Below are 20,731 nucleotides of genomic sequence, written 5' to 3' on the forward strand. Positions count from 1 at the left end.
TCGGCACGCATCATCTCCGGCCATGCGCCGTGTAACGGATAGCGAGCCGGTAGAGCGCGGGCCACGGTCAAAATCCCCCGCCCGAGAATTGCCCAGCCGCAGCGCGGGCGATGGCATCTCGCAGTTTCGAATTGAGGGCGAACCACTCGCCCCGGACCCGCGCGCCTGCAAATTCGTCGTGGAGGCGGCGCTCATCGCTCCTCTTCCCCTTGATGATGACGAAAGCCGTCATTTCGTCGGCGAGGCCTGTTTTCAACGCGCTCGCCCGCCCAAAAGGCTGGGTCGAAAACCCGATCTTCACAAACCGAGCGGTCATGAGGAAGTACAGGTAACCCTGGCGCCGCGACGGGGTCAGGACTGGTCCGTCGATCTCTTTCCGAGCATTTCTCATGCCCTCATAGAGTTCCACAGCGCGGGATTTTGCTTGGTCTGAAGCCGGTCCCAAGGGGCGGGACTCAAAGCCAGCCGGAATGACGCCGCGAGGTTCCCAATACGCGCGGCCATTCCTTTCCGAATAATACCGCGGCAAGTGCCGGCCGGCATCAGCGAGCGTGCCGTCGCCAAGGATCTCGGTCACCAGCATCGGACGGGCGCGCGCCATCGTCAGCCCTCCGCCTTAGGCAGCAGGGATGATCGGAACGCCCATAGCTGGTCAGCGCAGCGCTTGGCTGCTTCTGCCGCCTGCTCCCGCTTCTTGGACGGCCTGCCACTGGCGAGGATATCAGAGGCGATCGCATCGCAGAGATGCGCCGCATCTCCATATGCGCTGATCATCCCGAATCGGCCATCGCCGGTCGGCGCTGTCCGCGCAGCAACGTCAGCCATGAACTTGAGGTGCCTCGCTGTTGCCGGTCCCATCGCTACGCCCTCCTCAGCGCGTTGCCGGAGGAGACCATGCGAAAGCCGTCCTCGAATTCGAGGCCAACGGAATTCATCGTGCCGCGCGCGAAGACGCGGCAGCGCTGGCCTTTGCGGCCCTGGCGGTCCCATCGATAGACATAGGCGATGGAAGGGATGGCTGCCGGCGCCCTTTGCTGGGAGGTGGCGCCGGCAGCCTGCGCATCCGTCAACGGGAGGATTCGGATGGCGGGCTCAAGCTGTCCGACTGAGCGATTCGCAGCGTCATCCATATGGAGGGGGTCCATCAGAGCAGCCTCCCAGCCCGATCGTCGGCATCCGCGCGCTGACGGAATTCCGATTCCATCTCCTCGAAAATCCCGATCTGAAAATCCGCATCAGCCTGCTTCATCCGGCCTTCTGCAACGCGGGTCGCATAGACGCGCCGGCGAAAGCCGATCTCGCGGGCGAGGGCCTGCTGTTTCTGACGGGCGGTGAAGCGGTCAGACATCAAATGTCCTCCCCGGCTTCACGGCGCATTCGGCGATCTTCCTCACGATGCCAAGCCTCGTCGGCCGCGGCCTCGTTTAACACGGCGGCGTCATCGAGGATCGGAGTTCCAGGGATCTGAGGACCCCAATGGTTGAGAGTGTAATCGGTCACGCTAAGAGCCGAGATCGGCGTCATCGTGGGTGCTTCCGGCTTCGCGACATAGGGGTGCCCGTGGACATAGGCGCTGGTCACCCGGAGCCAGCCCCAGTAGACAGTCTCGAACATCCGGGCCTCCAGGCTGAAACCCTTTGCTCTGATGCGTTCGATCATGGCGGTGACGGCCTTGACGCCGGCCTCGTCGATCTCCGTGCTAGCCATCAACGCCCCTCCCGCCCTGCGTTGGCCTTCGCCCGCTGGATCGCTCTGTTCGTGATGGCGGCCCGTTCGACGTTCAGCCGCTTCCATTCGGATTTGGCTGCGTCGGCTCGGGCGAGAACCCGAGCCTCATCAGCCGTGAGGAAATCGCGCCAGGGCCATTTCGGGGTGCGGGGCTTGAAGCGGGACATCAAAACGGAATCTCGTCGATTGCCGCCGGGTCTATGCGCTGAGCATCGTCCATCGGCGTGATCTCGACATCGCGCTTCACGACATGAGCGACGGTCTGGAGGACGAAGAACTCGACATCCGGCACGACCCGAGCGAGACGCCGCGCTTCGACCAGGGCGCCCTCGGCGGTATGATGCCGCACAGTCGGCGCGCGCTGGCCGGCGCCGTAGATCATCCAAAAGGTGCGAGGCAGGCTCACGGCTTGCTCCTCTTGCGATTGGGGAAGGTGCGGGGGCTCATGTGAATCGCCGGGGAGGAAGGGGCTTGGACAGCGGAGCCGTGGCGCGGCACTGCGGCGGAGCCGGGCGGCGGATCTGCTTCGGCCACTTCTTCCGCTCATAGGCGCCGGTGTGCTTGTCCCGCTGGCGGTCGGCTTTGCGGATGCGGGTGACATCGGCAGCGGTTTTCGGCGCATCGCAGGTGACGCACTGAACCTTGCAATTCTCCAGCGTCGGCTCTCCGCCCAGCGCATCCGGAAGGATGTGGTCGTAGCGGAACTTGCCGGGCATCAGGTGCGCGCCGCAGGCCTCGCAGTGGCCCTTCGATCGCTCGAATGCTTGCGCTCGCGTCTTGCGGGAGAACTCGCGCCGCATCAAGCGTCCTCCAACTGATCAGCCGGCGACAGCAGGCTCTTGAAGATCGCGATGTCGGTCGGGCGGTCGAGGAGAGGGCGGAAGCACGAAAGCTGGAACCGGACGGCGCCGCTCAACGGGCCATCGGACTGCATCAGTTCGATCTCATAGAAGGAGACATAGACCTCCCCTTCCATGCCGGTTCCGAAGCTGGCCTCACCGACGACGAAGTCGCGAATCGTGAGAACTTCGTCGATCATCGGGACGCGAGTGGGGATCGAGAACTCACCCTGGTGGACGGAGCAAAAATCGTCCTCGATGCAGATGCATTTCGCTCCGGGGAAAGCCCAAGAATAGGGAGATGCCATCACCGCGCCCTCCGCGGCTTCAGGCGCTCTGCCGTCTCAGCCTCAAGCGCAGCGACATCGAGCCCGAGATCAGCGGCAAAATCTTTTGCCTGCTCGGTGAACAGCGCGAGCTCGTCCCGGCTCATCTTGCCGATGGATTTGAACTTCGCTTCGCCGCCGGCTGCATCGAAGGTGACGCCGTCGAGCCAATGATGCGTAGCCTTCAGGCTCGCCTTGAGCTTCTGGTCCGTCATGGTCTGGTCGGGGTGCGCTTCCGCGAAGACCTTCAGGAAGACGGAGATGAAAGCCCGCGCGCCCTGAGTGCCGGGCTCCCATTTCCGAAGCGAGAACACGGTATCGGCGGGGAACTCAGCGATAGCGTCGCGATCGCGACCACCGACGGCGCGCAGCGCCATACCGTCCCAGCGCGCGAGAATTTCGTCGCCGCGCTGCATGGCTCAGCCCTTCGCCTTTTCGAGCTCGCCCTTGCGGGCAGCGAAGTGGTTTTGCAGCCGCTCGATATTAGCGTGCTCTTTGATGCCGAGGGCGTGCCGGACGGGACGCGTTGCGCTCCACCAGGAGCGGACCTCCTCGTAGGCATTGAAGTCGCCGGCGGCGGCCAGCTTCGCCTTCACCAGAGCCTCATAGGCTTCCGGCGTGCTCATATCCTCTTCGGCTGAGGACTGGTCTTCAGCCGGCGGTGGTGGAACATCGTCGCTGGCCTCGTCGGCAGCCGGCGCCGCGGGGGCGGCATCAGTCTGTCGGGAAACGCGCGCGACATGCCGGTCGCGGATATCACGGGCCCGCTCCACGAAGCCGGTGAAGTCGGCAAGGACCGCCTCGACGTCCGTCTCGACGTACCAGGCTTCTACGTCATCGGAATTTGTCGCGAAGCCGAGCTTCTCGTCGAGGTTCGACAGTTCGGCTTCGGGATCAATCGCGTCTTCCGAGGGTGCCGCCGGCGCGTCGGCGGCCTGGGGGGCAGTTGTCGATGCGCCGGCGGCGTCCGCTGCATCCTTGGGAGCGATAGCAGCGGATTCGGAAACGATGACTGCATCCTCAACTTTCAAGGCCGAATTGAGTTCATCGTCAGAAGGAGGCGGCGGCGGGGCTGAGTTGTTCGAGGAGATCGGGCGATAATTGGCATCCTCCGTCTCGTCACCGATCATCTCCTCGGCGATCGGCATACCCTTGAGGATATCGGTGAAGGCATCGCGCAGCGCGAAGGCGCGCGCTCGCATGGCGAGCATCCGCTTCGGGTTCGTTACCCACGGCGTCGGCCCCTTCGGTCCAGACTTGTTCCAAAGCTTCGCGACTACCGCATCGGCGATCGAATATTCCTTGACGACCTCGTCCTCGCCCTTGCGCTTGACGATGCAGACGGCCTTGTAGTCGCGCTCATCGTCCTTCGGGGACGGCCAATCCGCTGGCGGCGTACCAACCAGTTTCTCGCTGAACTTTTCGAGCTGCCCCGATCCGCGAACGACCGCCAGGGCGAGGTCGCCCCAGATGCGCGGCGCGCCATTGATGACGGCGATGCCCTGCACGGCCTGCATCGGCTTCACGCCGATCTCCAAGCCGGTCAGGATCGCGACGGAAACCTTCTCCGGCGTGTCCATGCCGTACGGCACGAGCCCGCTCCGGGAGAGGACCTGGGCGAAGCGGTAGACGTCGTCGAAGGTCTGCGGAACGATTGCGTTGACGCTACCCGGAGACAAATGAGCGACGCGCTGATGCGCTGGTTCGATGTTCGCGACGGCAGTTGACGGGGTCTGAGCGTTCATGATGGCCTCTCAGGCGACGTATTCGAGGGTTTTCAGTTCGCAGCCCGGCACGGCGACGCCGGTCTTCAGGTTCTGCTCGGCCATCTGCTTGATGACCGTCACGAACTGGACCGGGGGCTCGGGGAGGGCCGCATAGAAGGCTGCCGCGGCGGGCAGGTCATTGATGACGGCCACCTTGCGCGTCCGAACCGTCGTGCTGCCGGTGGCGACCTTGCTGCGGCCGCGCACGGGCGCCTGCTCAACCGGGGCGGCTTCGCCCATGGCGGCGGCAGCTTTCGCGCGGGCCTCGCGTTCGGCCGCCTCCTGCGCCTCGACAGCCCGCTTCTTCGCCAGCGAATAGACCGACATTCCGGTATTGACCTTGGTGACCAAGGCATCGGCGCGGTCGCGCGGCGGAACGAACTTCTTCTGGATCTCCTTGGCCTGCTGATCGATCGGCTTTTTTGCCGCGACCCGCATGTCCTCGATCTTGCCGGAGAGTTCGCGCGCCCGTTCCTTCCACTTGTCGGCTTGGAGGGCGCGGACATCGTCTCCGGCGAGGACCGGCGTCTTGAAAAACTCTGCGATCTTCAACTCGATCAGATCGAGCTCTGCGATCAGCGCCTCGAACGGATCGGTCGGAAAGTTGGACCGGGCATCATCGAGGCTCTCAATGTCCTCGGGCCACGGCTGGTTCTTGTTGGCGACGGCGTCGTAGAGATCTGACGAGATCGCGTCGCGGCAGAAGAACGAGAAGGTCGTCTCAGCGAACGAGGCGTCAGCCAGACGGCGCGTCTGCTGACCCTTGCGGCCGATCCAGGCAAACATGGTCCCGTCGACGACGCGGATCAGGACCGGATCGCCGCGGTACCGGTAGCAGCCGCAGCGCGGCAGCTTGTCGGTCAGTTCCGGCTTCTGGCCGGCCAACTGCGCCTTCCAGTACGAGAAATCCTCTTTCAGCGCGGCGCTCATGGTCAGGCGCCCTTCTTCATCTCGATGGCCGGGACCATCTGTTCGGACACGAAGGCGGCGATCTTCTGAGCAACCACATCGCGGGCCTGCTTCGTCACCGTGGCGACGGCATTGGTGGTGACGGGCTCGATGTGCTCGCGGACCATCGTCGCGATGATCCAGGCGGCGCGGGTCTTCTTGTTGTCGCTATGGTAGCTGTCGACTTGCCCCTTATCGTTGACTTTGGTGTTGAGATAACTGTCGACGATGCCGGGGATCAGTTCGGCGAAGGTGACGGTCGGGCCAGTAGGAGTGCCCCACTCGTTGGTCTTCTGGCGCGGCTTGTCGAGTATCTCGCGAACAAGCGTTTCGGCGCGATCGCCGATGACCTTTCGGACGCCATCATCGACAAGCTGCTCGACCTTCTCCATGACGGACTTCTCGATCCGACGGGAGGTCGAGTTCTCCAATCGGCTCGCGATGCTGGCCGCGATGCTTTCCAGCGCGGAGCCCGGCATGTTCACGGTGGCGGTGATGCCTTTCGGGTTCACCTTCACCTCGCCCTCGGCGATCTCCTCGATCTCGTCTTCGTCGAAATAGTTCATGTCGTTTTCCTCATCGGGAGGCGGACGACCGGCTTGCCGTCGCGCCAGGCTGTGATTTGCAGCCCGGCTTTGCGGGCTTCCGTTTCGGCTTGGAGCCGCATGTGGACTGCGAGGGTGGCGCGCCTCAACGAACCATCGGAGGCGCGCCGGGTTGGCATCAGGCGGCCGTGTAGGCGTCGAAATCGACACTCTCGACCCAGTGCCGAGCCATGGTGTCGCCGTAGAAACTTGCGACGCGGATGTCGTTGCGCCGCCCGAACTGGGTAGAACCGGCCCCCTCGGCGAAATGCGGATCCGGCCGGTCGCGGACCTCCAACACGACATGCGGCTTACCCGCACCCTTCATGTTGGTGCCCCTGCGAGGGGTGATGAGATCACCCGGCTTGAAGGGGCAGCCGGTCAGAAAATCTGCATAGGTCTTCTGGAATTCGACGAGGACTTCCGCCGCCATCGCTGGCTCTCGGCCGTCGCTTTCGTCTCGCTCGCCCGCGATGTCGGCCAGCAATTCTGCGATTCCCATTGTTGTCTCCCTGAGTGAAATCGCAGTGCCGCTGCGCCGGTCGAAATTGGTCAGAACGGCCGATGCCGGGCGTCGGCTTCCGGATCGTGCCGGCGGGGTTCGACATCCCAGTCCTCATCGTCGTGGACGGGCTCATCGTTGCGCTTGATGGCCCACCAGAGGGCGGCGGCCAGCAGCACGGCGCCGCAGATGATCAGCCAGCCGGCATCGAAGGACTGGAACAGAGGTTCAGGCTGCATCGCGATCTCCCTTGGGTTTGCTGGAGAGGCGGACACCATCCCGGTTCTCGACCATCGAGAGCGGGCCGGGCGAAGGGGGAACGGCGGCCTGCGCCGCCTCCCCAGCAAGGCGTGAAACGCGCGTCACAGCAGCGATACCAATCCGACGAGGAAGGGACCGCCGATGACGAGTAGGAGGGCGGCGACTGCCTGCCCCGCGGTATTGGCGACACGTGCGACCTTGATCCGGCCGTCATCGGTCAGCCCATCAACCATGATGATCGGGATCACGGTGTACGGGACGCGATGAAGCTCGGTCAGGGATGCGGCCGAAGCCTTCGCACGGGCCTCATCGAGGTACTGCTTGAGGCAGGGCACGCGACCAGCTTCGACAGCATGCGCTACTATGCGCGCCTCGCTCAGGCTCTTGGCCGGGATATGAAGGACGCGAGTGGTCATGCTGCGCTCCGTTCGATGCGGTTGAGGAGGGCGCGAGCGCGGCCGAGATTGCGCATGCAGTAGGCGCGACGGTCGCGGTCGTTCAGCTTGTTGGCGCTGACCAAAGCTCGCGTCAGCGAAGACACGACGAGGTTCAGGTAGAGGGATTGAGCCGCAGGCGAGCGCTCGAGTTCCCAGCGTTTCGTGTCCAGGTGAGCGGCGCGCAGCCAGTATTCGTATTCGCGGAGCACGTCGTTCGTCACGCGGCCCTCCGAAGATCGGAAGGAACCGGAACAGCCGGACCCCAAACAAAATCGGGAACCCACTGGACGAATTTCACGCCAGAGACGTGCACGCCGAGATATTCGGGGTCGTTGCGGTCTAGGCAGTTTTCGAAGACCTGCACGACTTCCCAATCGACGGATGCCCAATCCTCGCCTGCCGGCATGCGGGTCGGGTGAACGAGCTTTGCCCAGTAGTGGCCGGACTCGGTCGGCGTCGGGAAACGGGGCATTAGGAAGCCCTCCGCAGGATTGCGCGGTTCCGAACCATGCGGCGGTTGGCGGATATCGCGTTCTCAGCGACATCCGAGGTGATCTCGGTCAGTTGCTCGTCGGTCAGCCAGTCGAGGCCGTCGCGATAGATGCGCTCGCTGATGGCGGTGATTGCCGTGCGCAGCGGGCTCTTGTGAGCGTCGAAGCTGCGGAGGAAGCGATCTTTGCGGTCGCGGGAGGCGTGCTTCATGGCCATCACTCAGCCGCCTGCAGATGGACGGTGATGTCGTCGGACGCCGCGATCCCGGCCAGCGAACGATCGAAGGAGGCGAGGGCGCGGGCGAAGGTGTTGCGCCGAGCGTCGATGATCTGATTGCCAATGGCGGACTGGATGGCATCCATCCGATCGAAGGTATGGACGTCAGGGCCTTCAATGGCCTCGATGACGAAGGGCTCGGTGCGCGGAGGCGTCAGGCCGTCCAGCGCGCCGGCCACAAAAGCGGCAGCCGCACCCCAAACCCGATCCTGTTGGTCAGCAATCCAAGCCTTGCGCTCATCATCGGCAAGGCGCCGAACCCAGGCCAGAGCCTCGGACGTGCAGGCTTCGATATCCGAACGGCGCCAGCGGGCCAGATCATCCGCCTTGCGAGCGACCGCAACCGAGACCTTTGCCTCGTCGATCTGTCCTGCGGCATCCAGAAACTTGAAGGCCATGTGATCCCCCATCGCCAGTTGGCTGATGGAAGTATCGCTACATGAAGTAGCGATCCATGTCAACACGCCATGTAGCGATCATCGCCGGGCGTTTCCTGACAGCACGAGTCAGTAGCGCGAAAACTCGACTCGACTCGTGGCGTCGCGTCTGGCTTCAATGGGAACGCAACGAGAACAAAACTGGGTGGCGTCGAGATGAGCCAATGGGCGGAAGAGGGGCCGTGGCGGCCGGAGTTATCGCTATTTCGAGCGATCGACATCAGGTGTGAGGACTGTGGCCGCACCAAGCGAATGCCGCCTGGTGAGATCCGACGGCACATAGCAAATGGCGTCTTCAGCCTGATTGGGCTGCACGACAAACTGCATTGCGCCGTCTGCCGCGACCGTGGCGGCCTCGGCAAAAACGTCAGCGTCTATCCAATCAAGCGAGGTGAGTGATGAAACCGTGGCATGAAGGATTGCCCGAGACGAAGCAGATCGTCGTGTTCCCGCCACTCGGCAAGGAGCGCGCGTTCAATGGGGCGCGCGAGCGGATCGAAGCGTACCTGCGCCGCGAGTTCCCAGAGATGCAGTTTGAATTTGAAGAGTACGGCCTACACGAGGATGCTAGCGTCATGCCGATGTGCGGGACTGTTGGCGGAGCGAACAGCCGCGTGCTGGCACCGCCGTCAGAGTTCAAGCTCCGCGAAATCGAGCGAGAACTGCACGCGTTCAAGTTCGCAGCGATCAGCCTTTCATAATGGCGCTGTTGTCAGGAGACACACTGACCACCCATTGATATGGGCTCATACCATGTTATCTTGCTCGTACTCCTCCGTGGCCGAATCCACTGCCTACGGCAATGGGCCCGCTCAAGGCGGCTGGCGGCTCGACCGCCTAGGCTCGGAGGACCCCGCCCTCAACGAAGTTGTCTGTGCCAAATCGTAAATCGGCCAGCCATCCCGGTGTCGCGCGATGGGTCCCGTACTCGGGCTAAGCGAAGAATCTGGTCGGAGAGATCGCATTTGTGAGGCGACGCGCCTTCCTTCTGCCTGTGCCCGTTGACGTGGAACGCTACGGCGCCGAGCAAGATGTCAACAATCTGAAGGCAGTTGCAGGTGTGTGACTCCTTAAATTGAACCCGCCTGAAAGGCCAGTCTGCATCGCGGCGATAGCGTCTGGCTCCGTTGTTGAGCACAGACTTCAGATCAGTAAGGGGGATTGGAGTGTTTCGGCTGTCTAGATAAACGTTCATCAGCTTTCCGCTATTCAAACGGAAAACCTTCAGAAGCAGTTGGTAAATCTCCTTATTGAAGCCGATCTCTCGAGATCCATCATTATAAGAGCCATCTTTGATCTTGCTGGTGTCTATGATGATCGAGTGGAATTGAATGTTATTCAACACGGGAATGGGAGAGAAGAATACATCAACAGATCGGCGGTAGGCATCCAGTTTGGACCGGCTGACCTTCGTCCAAGCCATTTCGCCATGGGGCAGCTCTGGCCAGCGCGCATCCGCGACCAGGTCGCGAAACAAATCGGCGCGAGCCGATGGTACGACCATGGCCCCGAGCGCTAGGTATCGGTGCTTTGTTTGGCTGCTCTCATCGACATAGACGTCGACGTAGTTTTCCTGCGAAGCTGGTATACCCACCGTTCAGACCGCCAGCCCCATAGCCTCGGGGTAGGGGATAACACGGAGAATTTGCTTCACTCGATCGATAGGGAAGCGGATCTCCTTCTCGGGGTTCTGCTGCCACAGAACAACCTCGCCACCACGTCGTGAGATGAGCTTCTTCACAAACGCGGGTCCGGCTTGACCCTCTTGCTCGGAATAGAGTTCGACCAGGACGTCATCGACGCCCTCGACCGGCTTGCGCCCATCAGGGTCTACGAAGATCGGCCAGCTCGGCTTGTAGGAATGGATCATGCTGTGGTTTCGAATGACGACGGCAAATGCTCGCTTGCGTCCGACGAGCCCAGCAGGTCGATCCAAGAAGTACTGGACTTCACCATTGAGCTGAAAATCGCCTTCCTCCTCTGACCCTCCGAGGGCAATACCAGGCACAGGAAGGTCTCGAGCTCCGCCGCGCAGGGCTCGATCAGAGAGAGGAATGCGCGCGCCGGCTACGATGAGCTCGTCCGGCTTGGAAAAGTCATCCTGGGAAGCGTCAGCACTGGGACCGAACAGGATTTCTTGAGCGGTGATGCTTACCCCGGCGGCGCGAAAGCGTCGCGCATATGTCTCGGCGTCGTTCTGGCCGATCGTCCGGCTGCCGTTTTCGTGGGCGCGATAGCTGGACTCTGCCCAACCATTTTCAATCGCCGCTGCTCGTGACGAGCGCCACCCCGCTTTGAGGCGAGCTTCAGCGAGCCGCTGCCCCTGAACTTTTCGAATGCGGTCGTCGGTCATGCTACAGAATGTAGCGCCCATATCGCTACGTGCCGCATTGACCAGTATCGCTACTTAGTGTAGCGATACGGATATGCACAGCTTCGCATCCGTGATCGACGCCTTTGGCGTGAAGGTGGTCGCCGAGCTTCTCGGCGTGAAGGAGAGCCATGTCCGCGTCATGAAGACGCGAGGCTCGATCCCTGCGGAGTACTGGGGACTGCTCATTGAGGCGGCGCCCGAGCACGGCATCAGCGGGGTCGATTACCCGCTCTTCCGCCAATTGCGATCCCAGAAGTTCGCTCCCGCGAGAGAGGTCGCCTGATGTCGCGCGCCCTCGATCTCATCGTCGGCGTTCTCTTCGTTGGCGCCCTTGCGGCCGCCGGTCTCATCGCGTTCGCGCCGATCCTGCTGATCGGCCTCGTTTTGTCGGGGCGCTAGTCATGGTGGGCCACGCGCTTCTCCATCCACTGCCATCATCTCCTTCGAATTCCGGTGGGGTGCGGGTTGCCGCCCGCCATCCCCGGAAGGTCGATCCCGCGTCCGCCACCAAGCGATCTGCAGTGCCGTCCTCGTCTGTGAGCCCACAGTCGCAGAGGCCGGATTCCATGTCTGGGAAAGACGTTTTCAAGATTGGGCAGATCAATGGCGAAGCTTGCCCTGATCGTGCGGTCGAGTTCATCCGCAAGCTCTATCCAAACAAGACCGCCGATTGCGTTTCTGCCGATACCGGCGTGCCGGCTCAAACGGTGCGGCGCTGGCTTGAAGGCGTTGCGAAACCATCATGGGTCGCGTTCTCCCGGCTCATCCTAGCCTATGGCCCTGCGTTCCTTGTTGCGGTGTTTCCGTCCCGCCCTCGTTGGCTGGACGATGCCTACCAGCGTGAACAGCTTGCCGAGCTCGAAGCCGAGCAGGCCCGCATCCAATCGAAAATCAGCGCGCTCCGCGCCAACAAGTGAGGAAGCCGCAGATGCGCGGACTTCTGGCTTTTCCATTTCGGCTTTTCGCGTCCGTTCTGATCGTCGCCTCCAAGGGCACGTCTCGGATCGCGAACGGCTGCGTCTCCATCGCCAGCTTCATCGATCCGCAGGAGCCTCGCCCATGAAATCCCCAGACTGGCATGACTATGCCAAGCGCCTCCATGCAGAGGGAAAGCTGATCGGCGAGATCGCACGCCGCCTTCGGCGCCCGCGCAGTTCCGTCGCTTGGGCGCTGGATGTCGGCGACACCAAGCTGAAGCATCGCGAGCGCGTCCGCATGCAGCGGCGCGCTCCCTCAGAACGGATTGTCCGCGAGCCGGTCCGTCGTCAGCCGGCACCGCCTGAGGCAACGTCCGAGCCGGTGATTGAGGCCGGCCGGAAGCCGACGCTGCCTCACATCAGCATGCCGGATCTCGATGCACGCGAGCCGATGCGCGTCCTGCGCTTCGCGCCGCGCACCCGGTTCAAGACACCGTCAGCCGGCGCCGAGCGCATCCGCCAGATCCATCAGCGGATGATCCGCGAGGGCCGCATCCCCGAGCCCGGCCTCCCCGAACAGCTTCACCACTGACCCGCAGCAGGAGCACGCACGCATGTCGGAATCAACCAAACTCCCAAATGCCCAACAGATGCTCGGCATCGCCAAGGAAAGTCTGCGCGCCAAGGACAAGGCGACGCAGCTCCATACGCCGGTCAAGGATCGGAAGAAGACTTTCTATGAGGTCGGAAACGGCAATCCGAAGGCGATGTCGCTGCTGGAAAGCCTTCTCAAGATCCACGGCAATAACGAAATCCGCGCGCTCGATACGGCTGCGCACTGCCAGCAGGCGATCGAAATCTTCCTCACCGAATGCCGCGAGAAAGGCCATGTGGCCAATCTTGACGATATGGCGCGCCAAGCTGGCGACGACGATGAGGCCGACGCCCCGCAGGAAACCGCAGCCGAGGCCGCGAACCGCATCTTCACCGAGCAGAACCGTGCCGCCGCTGGCGAAGCGCTCGATCTCGAAAACCTGAAGCCCGAGCCGCCGACTGAGCCCACCAAGCCGAAGGGCAGGGGACGCAAGAAAGCTGTCGAGGCCCAGGCCGAGGAAGCCCCTCCCGCTCCGGTCGATGACGATGTCCCGGCCGCTCCGTCTGAGGACTTCGACGAGGACATCCGTCCTGCCTTCCTGCGCGCTCGCGAGGAAGAGCGCGAAGCCGGTTCGGTCCACTGACCATGAAGCTGCTCACCTTCGACATCGGCGTGAAGACGGGATGGGCGTTTGCTCCGATCGGCGGAAAGCTGATCGGCGGAACGCGCCGTCTCGCCCCGTCGGGATCGGATCACGGCAAGATCGCGGGTGAGCAGCTTCAGTTCGTTGGCGACATGATCGGGCTGCACAAGCCAGACCGCGTCGCCTTCGAATTCTCGACACAGACGATTGCCGGAAAGCAAGGCCAGGGCTTCACCAACATCGACACCATCATGATGCAGGCAGGGATGCGCTGGGGAATTCTCGGCATCTCCCATCTGCTGCGCGTTCGCTGTGACGAGATCCAGCCTGCGCAGGCCCGCATCGCTTTCCTTGGCAAGGGCAAAGGCCGCCTGAAACGCGAAGAAGCCAAAGCAGCCGTCAAGCAGGAATGCCTGACCCGCGGTCTCGAATTCGTCGACGACAACCACAGTGACGCTCTCTGCCTCTGGTTCGCCGTCGCCTTCAAAGCCGATCCCGATTTCGCCGCCCGCGATGCCGTCGCCCGGATGCGGATGCGCGACCCCTTCATCGCAGGAGCCGCCTGATGCGCGTCGGTCTCACTCCGCGCCAGCTCGATCTGCTGGAATATTTGCGAGAATACATCGGCCGGGAAGGGCACGCCCCGACCTACGATCAGATGTCCCTCGATCTCAAGACGTCGAGGGCGTTCGCGCACAAGCTGGTCTGCGGTCTGATCGAGCGCGGCTATGTGCAGCGGCTTCAGAACCGGCCGCGCGCTCTGGCGCTCGTTGACGAGCCCGAACGCTTCGCTCCGGTCGTTGAGAAGCAGATCGCCGCCTACTGCAAGCGCAACAAGGTCGATCGCGTCGCCGCCGTTTCCCGTGCCGTTGAGGCCTTCTTCGGGCGCGCGGCATGAACATCGCAGAGCCAGAGAACCGCCGCGCCCGCGTATCCCATATCTGGGAGCGAGAGGAGCATGAGCACTACGTCGAAAGCGCCTGGGTTGGTCGCCGGCTGTTCCAAGTCGAGCGTTTCGAAGGCGAGGTCTGCGATCCGTGCTGTGGCATCGGCAACATGGCGGAAGGCGCGCGCGCGGCCGGGCTCGAGGTTCGCGCCTTCGATATCGTCGATCGCGGCTATGAGCATCTGACCGGCATTTGCGACTTCCTGCAGAGCCGGCAGCGGTTCAGCAACTTCGCAACGAACCCGCCCTTCGATCGCATCCGCGAGTTCACGGAACTGGCTGTCCGGCTTGCAGAGAGGAAGGTTGCGGTCGTCTTCCCGGTGCGCCGCCTGAACGCCGCTGGCGCGTGGCTGAAGGCGTTGCCGCTGGCGCGCGTCTACTTCCTAACGCCGCGCCCGAGCATGCCACCTGGCCACGTCTACCGCGAAGCGATGGCAAAGGGCCGCGAGCCCTCCGGCGACACCAAAGACTACGCGATCTGCGTCTTTACCAAGAACTGGGAAGGCGAGCCGGTCACTCGCTGGCTTCATCGCGACGGAGTCGGCGTCAGCCCATCCATCACAACCGGAGGCCAGTCATGACGGCCATTCGCCGCATTCAGCCATTGCCGCTGCCCGATGATCTGTCCCCGGGGCCAATCGGCGACCGTCCGAAGATCGTTCGGATGAATCCGGCCGACCTTTCGGTTGACGCGGCATACCAGCGCGACCTTTCCCGCAAGTCGATCTCACTCATTCACAAGCTGATTTCCGACTGGGACTGGAAGCGATTCAAGCCTCCGGTCGTCGCAAAAGTCGGCGATGCTTGGCACGTCATTGATGGCCAGCACACCGCGATCGCAGCAGCATCCCATGGCGGCATTGGCGAAATCGACGTGATGATCGTCGACGCCGACGGTGGCGAAGACCGAGCGCGAGCGTTCATCGGGCACAACCGGGATCGCGTCCAGATCACCAACACCCAGATGTTTTTCGCGGCGGCTGCGGCCGGCGACGATGATGCTCTGACCACCAAGCAGGTCTGCGAGCGGGCGGGCGCGACGATCCTGCGGAATCCTTCGCCGGGGCGCCCGTTCCAGCCGGGCGAGGTCATCGCGGTCTCGGCGCTCGTCAAACTGGTCAAGGCTCGTTCGGCCATGAAAGCGCGCGTGGTCGTCGAGACACTGGTGAAAGCGCGGGTCGCACCGATCAGTGCAGACCTCATCCGCGCCGTCGATTTGATCCTACACGGCGATGACTATGCGGGCGAGCTCGTCGCCGATGATGTCGCCAGCACCATCATGCGGATGGGTCCGGCCATCGACGCCAAGGCCTCAGAGATCGCCCTCGCCAAGAAGATGCAGCGCTGGCGCGCCACGGCAATCGTCCTTTTCCAAAACACGAGGAAGCGTCGTGGATCTCAGCGCGCGGCTTGAGGCCCTTGAGGCCGAAAACGATCGCCTGCGCGATCGCTGTGAATTCCTGGAAGAGGCTATGGGCCTCACCGTCGATGCGCCCGTGTTCCTTGGGCTGACGAAGCACGAGGCGCGCCTATTCGGCGCTCTGCTGAAGCGCCCGATGCTCACCAAGACCGGTGTGATGGCGACGCTCTATTCCGAGCGGCCAGACGAAGAACCCGAGATGAAGATCGTGGACGTCTATGTCTGCAAAATTAGGAAGAAGCTCAAGCCGTATGGGCTCGAGATCGAGACCATCTGGGGGCAGGGCTATCGGATGACCGAGGCCATGCGAGCGAAGGCTGCCGCGCTGATCGAAACGAGGATCAGCGCATGAGCGCCCCCTTGCATCCAACGCCTTGGCGTGTCGAGCACAGACGGCGCTCTGACGGCTGCTTGAACTACGCATGGATCATCGATGCAGACGGTGCCACCGTCTGCCAGATGGCGATCTATCCGCCCTTCACGAACAGCCAAATGCCGTTCGAAGAGCCGGATCATGAGGTCGCGCTTCGGCTGGTCGCGCTTGTGAACGAGCGGGGAGGATGGCGATGAGCCTTAACCCCGACATCGTCGACATCGGCGCCGCTGGCTGGACGCTCGTGCTCACCACCCGTTCCAACGGCAGTGGCGACGCGAAGATCGCATGGGAAGCCATCGGCCAGCATGAGGCTGAGTTCCGAGCCGGACTCTCCAGCCCAGCCGCGGCGCTGGAAGTCATCCTCGCTCGCGTAGAACGGAATGGCGCCGTCTCGCCTCTCGATGTCCCTGCGCTCGTCGGTGTCCTCGTTGGTCACTTCCAGCGGAGGGCGAGATGAAGAAGCGTGTCGCCCACTTCGCCAGCGAGGCCGAGATGTGCACGCTGTTCATCGGCATAGCGACCGGTGAGGTGTCGAACGGCTATCGCGCCCGGGCAACCGGGTGGAAGGCCTATCCGGAGGTCTGGGGCGACATCCTCATGGTCCGCGAGGACGGCTTCCAGGTCGGGATTGAGGCAAAGCTTCGTCTCAATGACGACGTCATCCTGCAGGCGATGGATGGCGGCACCTCGTATGTCACGCAACCCGGGCCGGATTGCCGTGCTGTTCTGGTCCCTCAAGGCACCGGCAGCGCGCTCCATCGCGTAGCCTGCCAGAGGTTCGGCATCCAGGTCATCACGATAACGGCCGATCCCGAACCGCATCAACCGTTGGTCTATCCCGAACTGCCGCGACCAGGTCATTGGACGGGCGACGGCATGTGGCCCGAGATGTTCCCGATCGAGCGGGTGAGACTTCCCGACTTCATCCCCGACGTCGTCGCTGGCAGGCCGGCGCCGGTCCAGCTCACCGCCTGGAAGATCAAGGCAATCAAGATCGCCTGCATCCTTGAACGGCGTGGTTGGGTCTGCCGGCAGGATTTCAAGCACATCCAGATCGATCACCGCCGGTTCCTCGACAGTGGATGGCTGATTGCAGTCGATGGTGCATGGCGCCGTGGTCCGGCTTGGCCGGATTTTCGGATGCAGCACCCTCGCAACTTTGGCGAGATCGACGATCTGTTCGACGACTGGAAGCCGCCGGAGCTGCCAGCCCCGCAGCAAGCAACCTTCGGGAGGCTGCTGTGAACGCGATGGCCCCCGATCAATTCACCGACTGGTTCCGCGAAATCTCCGAAACGGAGATGGCGCTCGTTGGCGGCATGCTGATGGCGCCGCCGGCGATCAGCAGCGTTATGCTGACGGGCCTGCAGGAGGAGCACTTCGGCGATATCTCGGCCGGGGCCCTGTATCGCCGCATCATCGACATCGTCGCCCGAGGCGGCACGGTAGACTTCCGCACCGTCGTTCAAGGGGGTGCCTCTGTCCTGATGGGCGAGGGCGGTTCGATCGATAAGCTCGTCGCCCGCATGGCCGCCATCGCGGCCCCTGCCGGCTCGCTGGCCGAATACGCCAAGATCATCCGCAGTGCATGGGTCGTCCGTCGCATCTTCGACGCCGCCGACGGCGCCCGGAGCCAGATCGCGACGTCGGATGTCTCGGATCTGGCAAGGGGCCTTATCGAGTCCGTCGACGCTCTGCGCGACGCCGCGACCGATCAACGTCGGTCCAGTCGCGGAAGCTTGGGCGACATCGCTGAACAAGCTGGCCGCGAGGCTGAGGCCATGATGCGCGGCGAACTGGAGCGGCCGCCATCCTGCGGTATCCCAGACCTCGATAAGCATCTTCCCATGCGCGGTCTCGCGCCGGGGGCTCTGTATGTGCTTGCCGGGCGCACCGGGCAGGGCAAGACGCTCATGGGTTCCGCTCTCGCTTCGAAGATGAGCAGCCAGGGCGGGGGCACGCAGTACTATTCGCTCGAGGTGCCATCGAAAGAGATCGCCGCACGGGTCATCTGCGAGCGTCTCGGGTCAAAGGGCCCGACCTACGGTGAAGTCCTGTCGGGGCACACCACCGAGAACGAGCTTGAGGCCTATATGTGGGCCGCAGGTCAGGCGAAGAAGGAACCGCTCCGCATCGACGACACGCCGGCGCTCAGCATGGCGGACATTCTCGTTGAATCCCGCAAATACGCTGACCGTCTCGACAAGCAGGGAAAACGGCTTCGCCTCGCTCTGATCGACCACGCCATGCTGGTGAAGCCATCCGGCCGGTACCAGGGCAACAAGGTCAACGAGCTCGGCGAGATCGCCAATTCCGCAAAGGTCATGGCGAAGACGCTGGAATGCACGGTCATGCTGTGCTGCCAGCTCGGACGTGACGTCGAGAAGCGCGAGGACAAGCGCCCGCAGCTTTCCGATCTTCGCGCCTCCGGTGAGATCGAGGAGGCCGCCGACGCCGTCCTGATGCTTTACCGCGAGCACTATTACGCCACGCGCACAGAGGCTTTCCGCCGCGGCGACCAAGCCGCGCACGACGAAGCCGATGCCGTCCGCAATAACATCGAGATCGGCATCGAGAAGAGCCGGCAAGGCCAGACCGGCCGCGTCAACCTCTGGTGCGATCCGGGCCGCTCCATCGTCTGTGGCATCCATGGAGATGGCCGGTGAGCGAGCGCGGCGTATTCGCTGTTGATCGGGGCATCTTCGAGCACCCAGCCTTCCAGCGCGAGCCTTTCACGCAGCGCGAGGCATGGCTGTGGCTGGTCTCTGAAGCGGCATTTAAAGAGCGGAGCAAGAGGGCGGACGGGAAGGTCATCAACCTCCAGCGCGGGCAGCTCTGCCACTCGATCCGGTTCATGGCGGAGGCCTGGCAGTGGTCCAAGTCACGCGTCGACCGTTTTCTGACCATGCTCGAAAATCGGGACATGCTGCGATCAGAAACCGGGACAAGAACGCCTATCATAACCATTTGTAATTACAGCGAATATCAGAGGGTATCCCTGCCTGAGCGGGACAAGAGCGGGACAACTTCCGGGACAAGAGCGGGACAAGAGCGGGACAAACTAGAAAGCACTGAAAACACTGAAATACCCTCAGAGACTACGTCTCTTCGGGAGCCGCGCGCGGAGCGCGCTTCTCGCGATGCCGAGAAAAGAACTCCAGTCAAGCGAGCGCACCGTCTGCCCCCAGATTGGTGGCCGGATGAGGCACTGCGCGCTTATGCCAGGGGACCGTCTGCCAAGCAATCGCGCCTGCCAGGACGAGACCGAGAAATTCAAGAACTATTGGGCTGCGGCAGGCGGGAAGAACGCCGCCAAGCTGGACTGGGATGCGACCTATCGGAACTGGGTTCTGACCGCCGCCAAGTCCTACGGCGATGAGGCCGAACAGCCCCGCATCGGCTTCGCCGGGCCAATGCGCTCAGGACCAACCGGATCTCGAGACGCGCCACGACGGCCGTCCTCGGATGACCGATTGGTCGCAGGTCTCAGAACGGTGATGGAGCTTTTCCCCGATGAACAATAGCCTAACAATCTCAGCCGAGAAGCAGCCCGTTCCGGTGGGCGCCGAGCTTGTGCGGAAGGCCACGAAAGCCGAACTGCAGGCGAGCCTCTCGCTCCTTTTCCGCGCTTTTGCCAGCCAGCAACGCGATGACCCGGCTCAGCTTGCAGCCGTCTACGTCATGGTCCTTGGCGAGTTCAGTGCCTGGTCGATCAAGGAAGGTATCCGGCAACTGATTAGCGGCGAGGTCGATGGCATCGACAGGACCTGGCTGCCGTCGACGGCAGTCGTGGCGCATACCATCCGAACCATTGCCGCGAAGAGCCCGGAAGCCAAGGAGCGCCAGTGGCGTCACCGGCTGGAGGCATGGCGCACTGGTCAAGAATGGAACCCGCACTGGGCGCAGGACCCGGAAAGCCCGAGCTTCCCGCATCTGTGCCCTCCGCACCTCGTTCTCTTCTTCGAAGAAGCGACCCGTCAGCGCAAGCAGGCGAGGGCGGCATGAGCATGCTGCCTCGCGATTTCGGCGCCGATCCGATCCCCGGCAAGGTCGGCTGGACGGCTTGGTACATCGCGCCCGGCGTCGGTTTCCGCACCCTGACGGTCGACGGCGTCGTGACCCGCGAAAACGGGAAGCCGATCGCCCGGATTTTTCCGACCGAGGTCGAAGCGATCATCGCCGCGGCTCGAGCGAAGGACCGCGCCGAAGACCGCGGCCGCCAGCCTCTCACCCGCAGCGCGAAGGTGTTCCGACCGTCAGGGCAGGGGCGCCACCGCAGGATGGAGACCGCACGATGAACGAGCCGAAGGAGTTCACCGTCGAGATCTCGGATCAGGTCAAGGCGGAGATGGACGCCGATCCCGAGCTCGGCGCCGCGCTGCGGGAGTTCTTCGCGAACTGCCACCAAGCCCATGACGCTGTGGCGGCTGGCCGTCACCCCACCTTCGAAGCCGCCATCGAGGCGATCACCGGCCACAAGCTCAAGAAGATCGAAATCGACGACGAATGACCAATTCCGCCAACGGCGGGATCAACCGGGCCGCGCGCCCAACATGGAGAAGCCCAAGTGAACAAGGCAGAATTGATCCAGGCGATCGCCGACGACAGCGGGAAGAGCAAGACCGACGTCGCAACTGTGCTCGCCAGCCTCGGCCGCGCCGTCAGCGGCACGCTCAGCGCCGGCAGCGACATCACGGTGCCCGGCGTCGGCAAGCTTTCGACTGCGAAGCGCGCCGCCCGCGAAGCCCGCAATCCATCCACCGGCGCCACCATCGAGGTCCCGGCCAAGACCGTCGTGAAGTTCAAGGCGGTCAAGGATCTCGCTGACGCCGTCGCCTGAGAAGTCAGGCACCGATATCGGCCG

The 20,731-nt window shown here is 63.1% G+C and carries 39 protein-coding genes; 18 read left to right on the forward strand and 21 right to left on the reverse strand.

Annotated elements, in window-relative coordinates; genetic code table 11:
• Positions 1–67: 67 nt before the first annotated feature.
• The 19 genes from AB6806_RS27170 to AB6806_RS27260 all read right to left on the reverse strand — a co-directional run bounded on the left by AB6806_RS27170 (position 68) and on the right by AB6806_RS27260 (position 8,623).
• On the reverse strand, positions 68–601 hold the full coding sequence (locus AB6806_RS27170) for a GIY-YIG nuclease family protein (RefSeq protein ID WP_370956106.1): 534 nt from the start codon (positions 599–601) through the stop codon (positions 68–70).
• Positions 602–860: 259 nt separating this feature from the next.
• Positions 861–1,070: a hypothetical protein gene (locus AB6806_RS27175; protein WP_370956107.1), complete on the reverse strand. Its 210-nt coding sequence runs from the start codon at positions 1,068–1,070 to the stop codon at positions 861–863.
• A gap of 74 nt (positions 1,071–1,144) precedes the next feature.
• Positions 1,145–1,348: a hypothetical protein gene (locus AB6806_RS27180; RefSeq protein ID WP_370956108.1), complete on the reverse strand. Its 204-nt coding sequence runs from the start codon at positions 1,346–1,348 to the stop codon at positions 1,145–1,147.
• Positions 1,348–1,707: a hypothetical protein gene (locus AB6806_RS27185; RefSeq protein ID WP_370956109.1), complete on the reverse strand. Its 360-nt coding sequence runs from the start codon at positions 1,705–1,707 to the stop codon at positions 1,348–1,350. Before AB6806_RS27185 ends, AB6806_RS27180 begins: the two co-directional genes overlap by 1 nt.
• Complete coding sequence (locus AB6806_RS27190; protein WP_370956110.1) at positions 1,707–1,895, reverse strand: hypothetical protein; 189 nt, start codon at positions 1,893–1,895, stop codon at positions 1,707–1,709. Before AB6806_RS27190 ends, AB6806_RS27185 begins: the two co-directional genes overlap by 1 nt.
• Entirely contained in the window at positions 1,895–2,134 is a 240-nt protein-coding gene (locus AB6806_RS27195; protein ID WP_370956111.1) for a hypothetical protein, read from the reverse strand. Before AB6806_RS27195 ends, AB6806_RS27190 begins: the two co-directional genes overlap by 1 nt.
• A 37-nt stretch (positions 2,135–2,171) precedes the next feature.
• Positions 2,172–2,528: an HNH endonuclease gene (locus AB6806_RS27200; RefSeq protein ID WP_370956112.1), complete on the reverse strand. Its 357-nt coding sequence runs from the start codon at positions 2,526–2,528 to the stop codon at positions 2,172–2,174.
• The gene (locus AB6806_RS27205; protein ID WP_370956113.1) at positions 2,528–2,875 is read right to left on the reverse strand and encodes a hypothetical protein; all 348 of its coding nucleotides are present in this window, start codon (positions 2,873–2,875) and stop codon (positions 2,528–2,530) included. The genes AB6806_RS27200 and AB6806_RS27205 overlap by 1 nt, the downstream gene beginning before the upstream one ends.
• Entirely contained in the window at positions 2,875–3,309 is a 435-nt protein-coding gene (locus tag AB6806_RS27210; protein WP_370956114.1) for a hypothetical protein, read from the reverse strand. Before AB6806_RS27210 ends, AB6806_RS27205 begins: the two co-directional genes overlap by 1 nt.
• Positions 3,310–3,312: 3 nt before the next feature.
• Entirely contained in the window at positions 3,313–4,638 is a 1,326-nt protein-coding gene (locus AB6806_RS27215; protein ID WP_370956115.1) for a recombinase RecT, read from the reverse strand.
• A gap of 9 nt (positions 4,639–4,647) precedes the next feature.
• Positions 4,648–5,589 carry a hypothetical protein gene (locus AB6806_RS27220; RefSeq protein ID WP_370956116.1) on the reverse strand — a complete coding sequence of 314 codons (942 nt, stop codon included), beginning with the start codon at positions 5,587–5,589 and terminating at the stop codon, positions 4,648–4,650.
• Positions 5,590–5,591: 2 nt separating this feature from the next.
• On the reverse strand, positions 5,592–6,173 hold the full coding sequence (locus AB6806_RS27225; protein WP_370956117.1) for a hypothetical protein: 582 nt from the start codon (positions 6,171–6,173) through the stop codon (positions 5,592–5,594).
• Between the two features lie 157 nt (positions 6,174–6,330).
• Positions 6,331–6,678 (reverse strand): hypothetical protein, encoded by a 348-nt coding sequence (locus tag AB6806_RS27230; RefSeq protein WP_370956118.1) that lies wholly within the window; start codon positions 6,676–6,678, stop codon positions 6,331–6,333.
• Between the two features lie 65 nt (positions 6,679–6,743).
• Positions 6,744–6,932, reverse strand: coding sequence for a hypothetical protein (locus AB6806_RS27235; RefSeq protein ID WP_370956119.1), 189 nt, complete (start codon positions 6,930–6,932; stop codon positions 6,744–6,746).
• A gap of 123 nt (positions 6,933–7,055) precedes the next feature.
• Positions 7,056–7,370, reverse strand: coding sequence for a hypothetical protein (locus AB6806_RS27240; protein ID WP_370956120.1), 315 nt, complete (start codon positions 7,368–7,370; stop codon positions 7,056–7,058).
• Positions 7,367–7,612: a hypothetical protein gene (locus AB6806_RS27245; RefSeq protein WP_370956121.1), complete on the reverse strand. Its 246-nt coding sequence runs from the start codon at positions 7,610–7,612 to the stop codon at positions 7,367–7,369. Before AB6806_RS27245 ends, AB6806_RS27240 begins: the two co-directional genes overlap by 4 nt.
• A complete protein-coding gene (locus AB6806_RS27250) occupies positions 7,609–7,863 on the reverse strand; it encodes a hypothetical protein (protein ID WP_370956122.1) in 255 nt (84 codons plus the stop codon). The genes AB6806_RS27245 and AB6806_RS27250 overlap by 4 nt, the downstream gene beginning before the upstream one ends.
• Positions 7,863–8,093 carry a hypothetical protein gene (locus tag AB6806_RS27255; RefSeq protein ID WP_370956123.1) on the reverse strand — a complete coding sequence of 77 codons (231 nt, stop codon included), beginning with the start codon at positions 8,091–8,093 and terminating at the stop codon, positions 7,863–7,865. Before AB6806_RS27255 ends, AB6806_RS27250 begins: the two co-directional genes overlap by 1 nt.
• Positions 8,094–8,098: 5 nt before the next feature.
• A complete protein-coding gene (locus AB6806_RS27260) occupies positions 8,099–8,623 on the reverse strand; it encodes a hypothetical protein (protein ID WP_370956124.1) in 525 nt (174 codons plus the stop codon).
• A gap of 371 nt (positions 8,624–8,994) precedes the next feature.
• Between AB6806_RS27260 and AB6806_RS27265 the strand changes: the two genes are divergently transcribed.
• On the forward strand, positions 8,995–9,297 hold the full coding sequence (locus tag AB6806_RS27265; RefSeq protein ID WP_370956125.1) for a hypothetical protein: 303 nt from the start codon (positions 8,995–8,997) through the stop codon (positions 9,295–9,297).
• Positions 9,298–9,455: 158 nt separating this feature from the next.
• Here the strand turns inward: AB6806_RS27265 and AB6806_RS27270 are convergent, their stop codons facing one another.
• Both AB6806_RS27270 and AB6806_RS27275 read right to left on the reverse strand, forming a co-directional pair.
• Positions 9,456–10,190 (reverse strand): DUF3800 domain-containing protein, encoded by a 735-nt coding sequence (locus AB6806_RS27270; RefSeq protein ID WP_370956126.1) that lies wholly within the window; start codon positions 10,188–10,190, stop codon positions 9,456–9,458.
• A 3-nt stretch (positions 10,191–10,193) separates the two neighbouring features.
• Entirely contained in the window at positions 10,194–10,949 is a 756-nt protein-coding gene (locus AB6806_RS27275; protein ID WP_370956127.1) for a hypothetical protein, read from the reverse strand.
• Between the two features lie 73 nt (positions 10,950–11,022).
• On the opposite strand from AB6806_RS27275, the gene AB6806_RS27280 reads away from it, so the two are divergent.
• From AB6806_RS27280 to AB6806_RS27360, 17 genes are all read left to right on the forward strand, one after another.
• Positions 11,023–11,253 (forward strand): helix-turn-helix domain-containing protein, encoded by a 231-nt coding sequence (locus AB6806_RS27280; RefSeq protein WP_038367906.1) that lies wholly within the window; start codon positions 11,023–11,025, stop codon positions 11,251–11,253.
• A gap of 283 nt (positions 11,254–11,536) precedes the next feature.
• The gene (locus tag AB6806_RS27285; protein ID WP_370956128.1) at positions 11,537–11,887 is read left to right on the forward strand and encodes a hypothetical protein; all 351 of its coding nucleotides are present in this window, start codon (positions 11,537–11,539) and stop codon (positions 11,885–11,887) included.
• A gap of 142 nt (positions 11,888–12,029) precedes the next feature.
• On the forward strand, positions 12,030–12,479 hold the full coding sequence (locus AB6806_RS27290) for a hypothetical protein (RefSeq protein WP_370956129.1): 450 nt from the start codon (positions 12,030–12,032) through the stop codon (positions 12,477–12,479).
• Between the two features lie 175 nt (positions 12,480–12,654).
• Positions 12,655–13,125 (forward strand): hypothetical protein, encoded by a 471-nt coding sequence (locus tag AB6806_RS27295; protein ID WP_370956130.1) that lies wholly within the window; start codon positions 12,655–12,657, stop codon positions 13,123–13,125.
• Positions 13,126–13,127: 2 nt separating this feature from the next.
• Positions 13,128–13,691 carry a hypothetical protein gene (locus tag AB6806_RS27300; protein ID WP_133563940.1) on the forward strand — a complete coding sequence of 188 codons (564 nt, stop codon included), beginning with the start codon at positions 13,128–13,130 and terminating at the stop codon, positions 13,689–13,691.
• Positions 13,691–14,023: a LexA family protein gene (locus tag AB6806_RS27305; protein WP_370956131.1), complete on the forward strand. Its 333-nt coding sequence runs from the start codon at positions 13,691–13,693 to the stop codon at positions 14,021–14,023. The genes AB6806_RS27300 and AB6806_RS27305 overlap by 1 nt, the downstream gene beginning before the upstream one ends.
• Entirely contained in the window at positions 14,020–14,652 is a 633-nt protein-coding gene (locus AB6806_RS27310) for a gamma-glutamylcyclotransferase family protein (protein ID WP_370956132.1), read from the forward strand. The genes AB6806_RS27305 and AB6806_RS27310 overlap by 4 nt, the downstream gene beginning before the upstream one ends.
• Positions 14,649–15,485 (forward strand): hypothetical protein, encoded by an 837-nt coding sequence (locus AB6806_RS27315; protein ID WP_370956133.1) that lies wholly within the window; start codon positions 14,649–14,651, stop codon positions 15,483–15,485. Before AB6806_RS27310 ends, AB6806_RS27315 begins: the two co-directional genes overlap by 4 nt.
• Positions 15,463–15,843 (forward strand): winged helix-turn-helix domain-containing protein, encoded by a 381-nt coding sequence (locus tag AB6806_RS27320; RefSeq protein ID WP_370956134.1) that lies wholly within the window; start codon positions 15,463–15,465, stop codon positions 15,841–15,843. The genes AB6806_RS27315 and AB6806_RS27320 overlap by 23 nt, the downstream gene beginning before the upstream one ends.
• Positions 15,840–16,061, forward strand: a complete 222-nt coding sequence (locus AB6806_RS27325) for a hypothetical protein (RefSeq protein WP_370956135.1) — start codon at positions 15,840–15,842, stop codon at positions 16,059–16,061. Before AB6806_RS27320 ends, AB6806_RS27325 begins: the two co-directional genes overlap by 4 nt.
• Positions 16,052–16,324, forward strand: coding sequence for a hypothetical protein (locus AB6806_RS27330; protein WP_370956136.1), 273 nt, complete (start codon positions 16,052–16,054; stop codon positions 16,322–16,324). The genes AB6806_RS27325 and AB6806_RS27330 overlap by 10 nt, the downstream gene beginning before the upstream one ends.
• Positions 16,321–17,112: a hypothetical protein gene (locus AB6806_RS27335; RefSeq protein ID WP_370956137.1), complete on the forward strand. Its 792-nt coding sequence runs from the start codon at positions 16,321–16,323 to the stop codon at positions 17,110–17,112. The genes AB6806_RS27330 and AB6806_RS27335 overlap by 4 nt, the downstream gene beginning before the upstream one ends.
• A gap of 5 nt (positions 17,113–17,117) precedes the next feature.
• Positions 17,118–18,533, forward strand: coding sequence for a replicative DNA helicase (locus tag AB6806_RS27340; protein WP_370956218.1), 1,416 nt, complete (start codon positions 17,118–17,120; stop codon positions 18,531–18,533).
• Positions 18,534–19,380: 847 nt separating this feature from the next.
• Positions 19,381–19,872, forward strand: coding sequence for a hypothetical protein (locus AB6806_RS27345; RefSeq protein WP_370956138.1), 492 nt, complete (start codon positions 19,381–19,383; stop codon positions 19,870–19,872).
• Positions 19,869–20,165: a hypothetical protein gene (locus tag AB6806_RS27350; RefSeq protein WP_370956139.1), complete on the forward strand. Its 297-nt coding sequence runs from the start codon at positions 19,869–19,871 to the stop codon at positions 20,163–20,165. The genes AB6806_RS27345 and AB6806_RS27350 overlap by 4 nt, the downstream gene beginning before the upstream one ends.
• Positions 20,162–20,377: a hypothetical protein gene (locus tag AB6806_RS27355; RefSeq protein WP_370956140.1), complete on the forward strand. Its 216-nt coding sequence runs from the start codon at positions 20,162–20,164 to the stop codon at positions 20,375–20,377. Before AB6806_RS27350 ends, AB6806_RS27355 begins: the two co-directional genes overlap by 4 nt.
• Positions 20,378–20,434: 57 nt before the next feature.
• On the forward strand, positions 20,435–20,707 hold the full coding sequence (locus AB6806_RS27360) for an HU family DNA-binding protein (RefSeq protein ID WP_370956141.1): 273 nt from the start codon (positions 20,435–20,437) through the stop codon (positions 20,705–20,707).
• Positions 20,708–20,731: the final 24 nt, after the last annotated feature.

The organism is Allobosea sp. RCC_152_1 (genome assembly GCF_041360765.1).
In the GTDB taxonomy this organism is placed as follows: domain Bacteria; phylum Pseudomonadota; class Alphaproteobacteria; order Rhizobiales; family Beijerinckiaceae; genus Allobosea; species Allobosea spartocytisi.

Coding starts and splice junctions, on each gene's coding strand:
- AB6806_RS27200 (WP_370956112.1), bottom strand. CDS start 2,528: ATGCGGCGCGAGTTCTCCCGCAAGACGCGAGCGCAAGCATTCGAGCGA.
- AB6806_RS27335 (WP_370956137.1), top strand. CDS start 16,321: ATGAAGAAGCGTGTCGCCCACTTCGCCAGCGAGGCCGAGATGTGCACG.
- AB6806_RS27240 (WP_370956120.1), bottom strand. CDS start 7,370: ATGACCACTCGCGTCCTTCATATCCCGGCCAAGAGCCTGAGCGAGGCG.
- AB6806_RS27310 (WP_370956132.1), top strand. CDS start 14,020: ATGAACATCGCAGAGCCAGAGAACCGCCGCGCCCGCGTATCCCATATC.
- AB6806_RS27330 (WP_370956136.1), top strand. CDS start 16,052: ATGGCGATGAGCCTTAACCCCGACATCGTCGACATCGGCGCCGCTGGC.
- AB6806_RS27345 (WP_370956138.1), top strand. CDS start 19,381: ATGAACAATAGCCTAACAATCTCAGCCGAGAAGCAGCCCGTTCCGGTG.
- AB6806_RS27355 (WP_370956140.1), top strand. CDS start 20,162: ATGAACGAGCCGAAGGAGTTCACCGTCGAGATCTCGGATCAGGTCAAG.
- AB6806_RS27180 (WP_370956108.1), bottom strand. CDS start 1,348: ATGTCTGACCGCTTCACCGCCCGTCAGAAACAGCAGGCCCTCGCCCGC.
- AB6806_RS27235 (WP_370956119.1), bottom strand. CDS start 6,932: ATGCAGCCTGAACCTCTGTTCCAGTCCTTCGATGCCGGCTGGCTGATC.
- AB6806_RS27220 (WP_370956116.1), bottom strand. CDS start 5,589: ATGAGCGCCGCGCTGAAAGAGGATTTCTCGTACTGGAAGGCGCAGTTG.
- AB6806_RS27210 (WP_370956114.1), bottom strand. CDS start 3,309: ATGCAGCGCGGCGACGAAATTCTCGCGCGCTGGGACGGTATGGCGCTG.
- AB6806_RS27350 (WP_370956139.1), top strand. CDS start 19,869: ATGAGCATGCTGCCTCGCGATTTCGGCGCCGATCCGATCCCCGGCAAG.
- AB6806_RS27340 (WP_370956218.1), top strand. CDS start 17,118: ATGGCCCCCGATCAATTCACCGACTGGTTCCGCGAAATCTCCGAAACG.
- AB6806_RS27280 (WP_038367906.1), top strand. CDS start 11,023: ATGCACAGCTTCGCATCCGTGATCGACGCCTTTGGCGTGAAGGTGGTC.
- AB6806_RS27325 (WP_370956135.1), top strand. CDS start 15,840: ATGAGCGCCCCCTTGCATCCAACGCCTTGGCGTGTCGAGCACAGACGG.
- AB6806_RS27190 (WP_370956110.1), bottom strand. CDS start 1,895: ATGTCCCGCTTCAAGCCCCGCACCCCGAAATGGCCCTGGCGCGATTTC.
- AB6806_RS27300 (WP_133563940.1), top strand. CDS start 13,128: ATGAAGCTGCTCACCTTCGACATCGGCGTGAAGACGGGATGGGCGTTT.
- AB6806_RS27250 (WP_370956122.1), bottom strand. CDS start 7,863: ATGCCCCGTTTCCCGACGCCGACCGAGTCCGGCCACTACTGGGCAAAG.
- AB6806_RS27265 (WP_370956125.1), top strand. CDS start 8,995: ATGAAACCGTGGCATGAAGGATTGCCCGAGACGAAGCAGATCGTCGTG.
- AB6806_RS27205 (WP_370956113.1), bottom strand. CDS start 2,875: ATGGCATCTCCCTATTCTTGGGCTTTCCCCGGAGCGAAATGCATCTGC.
- AB6806_RS27185 (WP_370956109.1), bottom strand. CDS start 1,707: ATGGCTAGCACGGAGATCGACGAGGCCGGCGTCAAGGCCGTCACCGCC.
- AB6806_RS27290 (WP_370956129.1), top strand. CDS start 12,030: ATGAAATCCCCAGACTGGCATGACTATGCCAAGCGCCTCCATGCAGAG.
- AB6806_RS27275 (WP_370956127.1), bottom strand. CDS start 10,949: ATGACCGACGACCGCATTCGAAAAGTTCAGGGGCAGCGGCTCGCTGAA.
- AB6806_RS27285 (WP_370956128.1), top strand. CDS start 11,537: ATGTCTGGGAAAGACGTTTTCAAGATTGGGCAGATCAATGGCGAAGCT.
- AB6806_RS27315 (WP_370956133.1), top strand. CDS start 14,649: ATGACGGCCATTCGCCGCATTCAGCCATTGCCGCTGCCCGATGATCTG.
- AB6806_RS27215 (WP_370956115.1), bottom strand. CDS start 4,638: ATGAACGCTCAGACCCCGTCAACTGCCGTCGCGAACATCGAACCAGCG.
- AB6806_RS27295 (WP_370956130.1), top strand. CDS start 12,655: ATGTCGCTGCTGGAAAGCCTTCTCAAGATCCACGGCAATAACGAAATC.
- AB6806_RS27170 (WP_370956106.1), bottom strand. CDS start 601: ATGGCGCGCGCCCGTCCGATGCTGGTGACCGAGATCCTTGGCGACGGC.
- AB6806_RS27255 (WP_370956123.1), bottom strand. CDS start 8,093: ATGAAGCACGCCTCCCGCGACCGCAAAGATCGCTTCCTCCGCAGCTTC.
- AB6806_RS27225 (WP_370956117.1), bottom strand. CDS start 6,173: ATGAACTATTTCGACGAAGACGAGATCGAGGAGATCGCCGAGGGCGAG.
- AB6806_RS27305 (WP_370956131.1), top strand. CDS start 13,691: ATGCGCGTCGGTCTCACTCCGCGCCAGCTCGATCTGCTGGAATATTTG.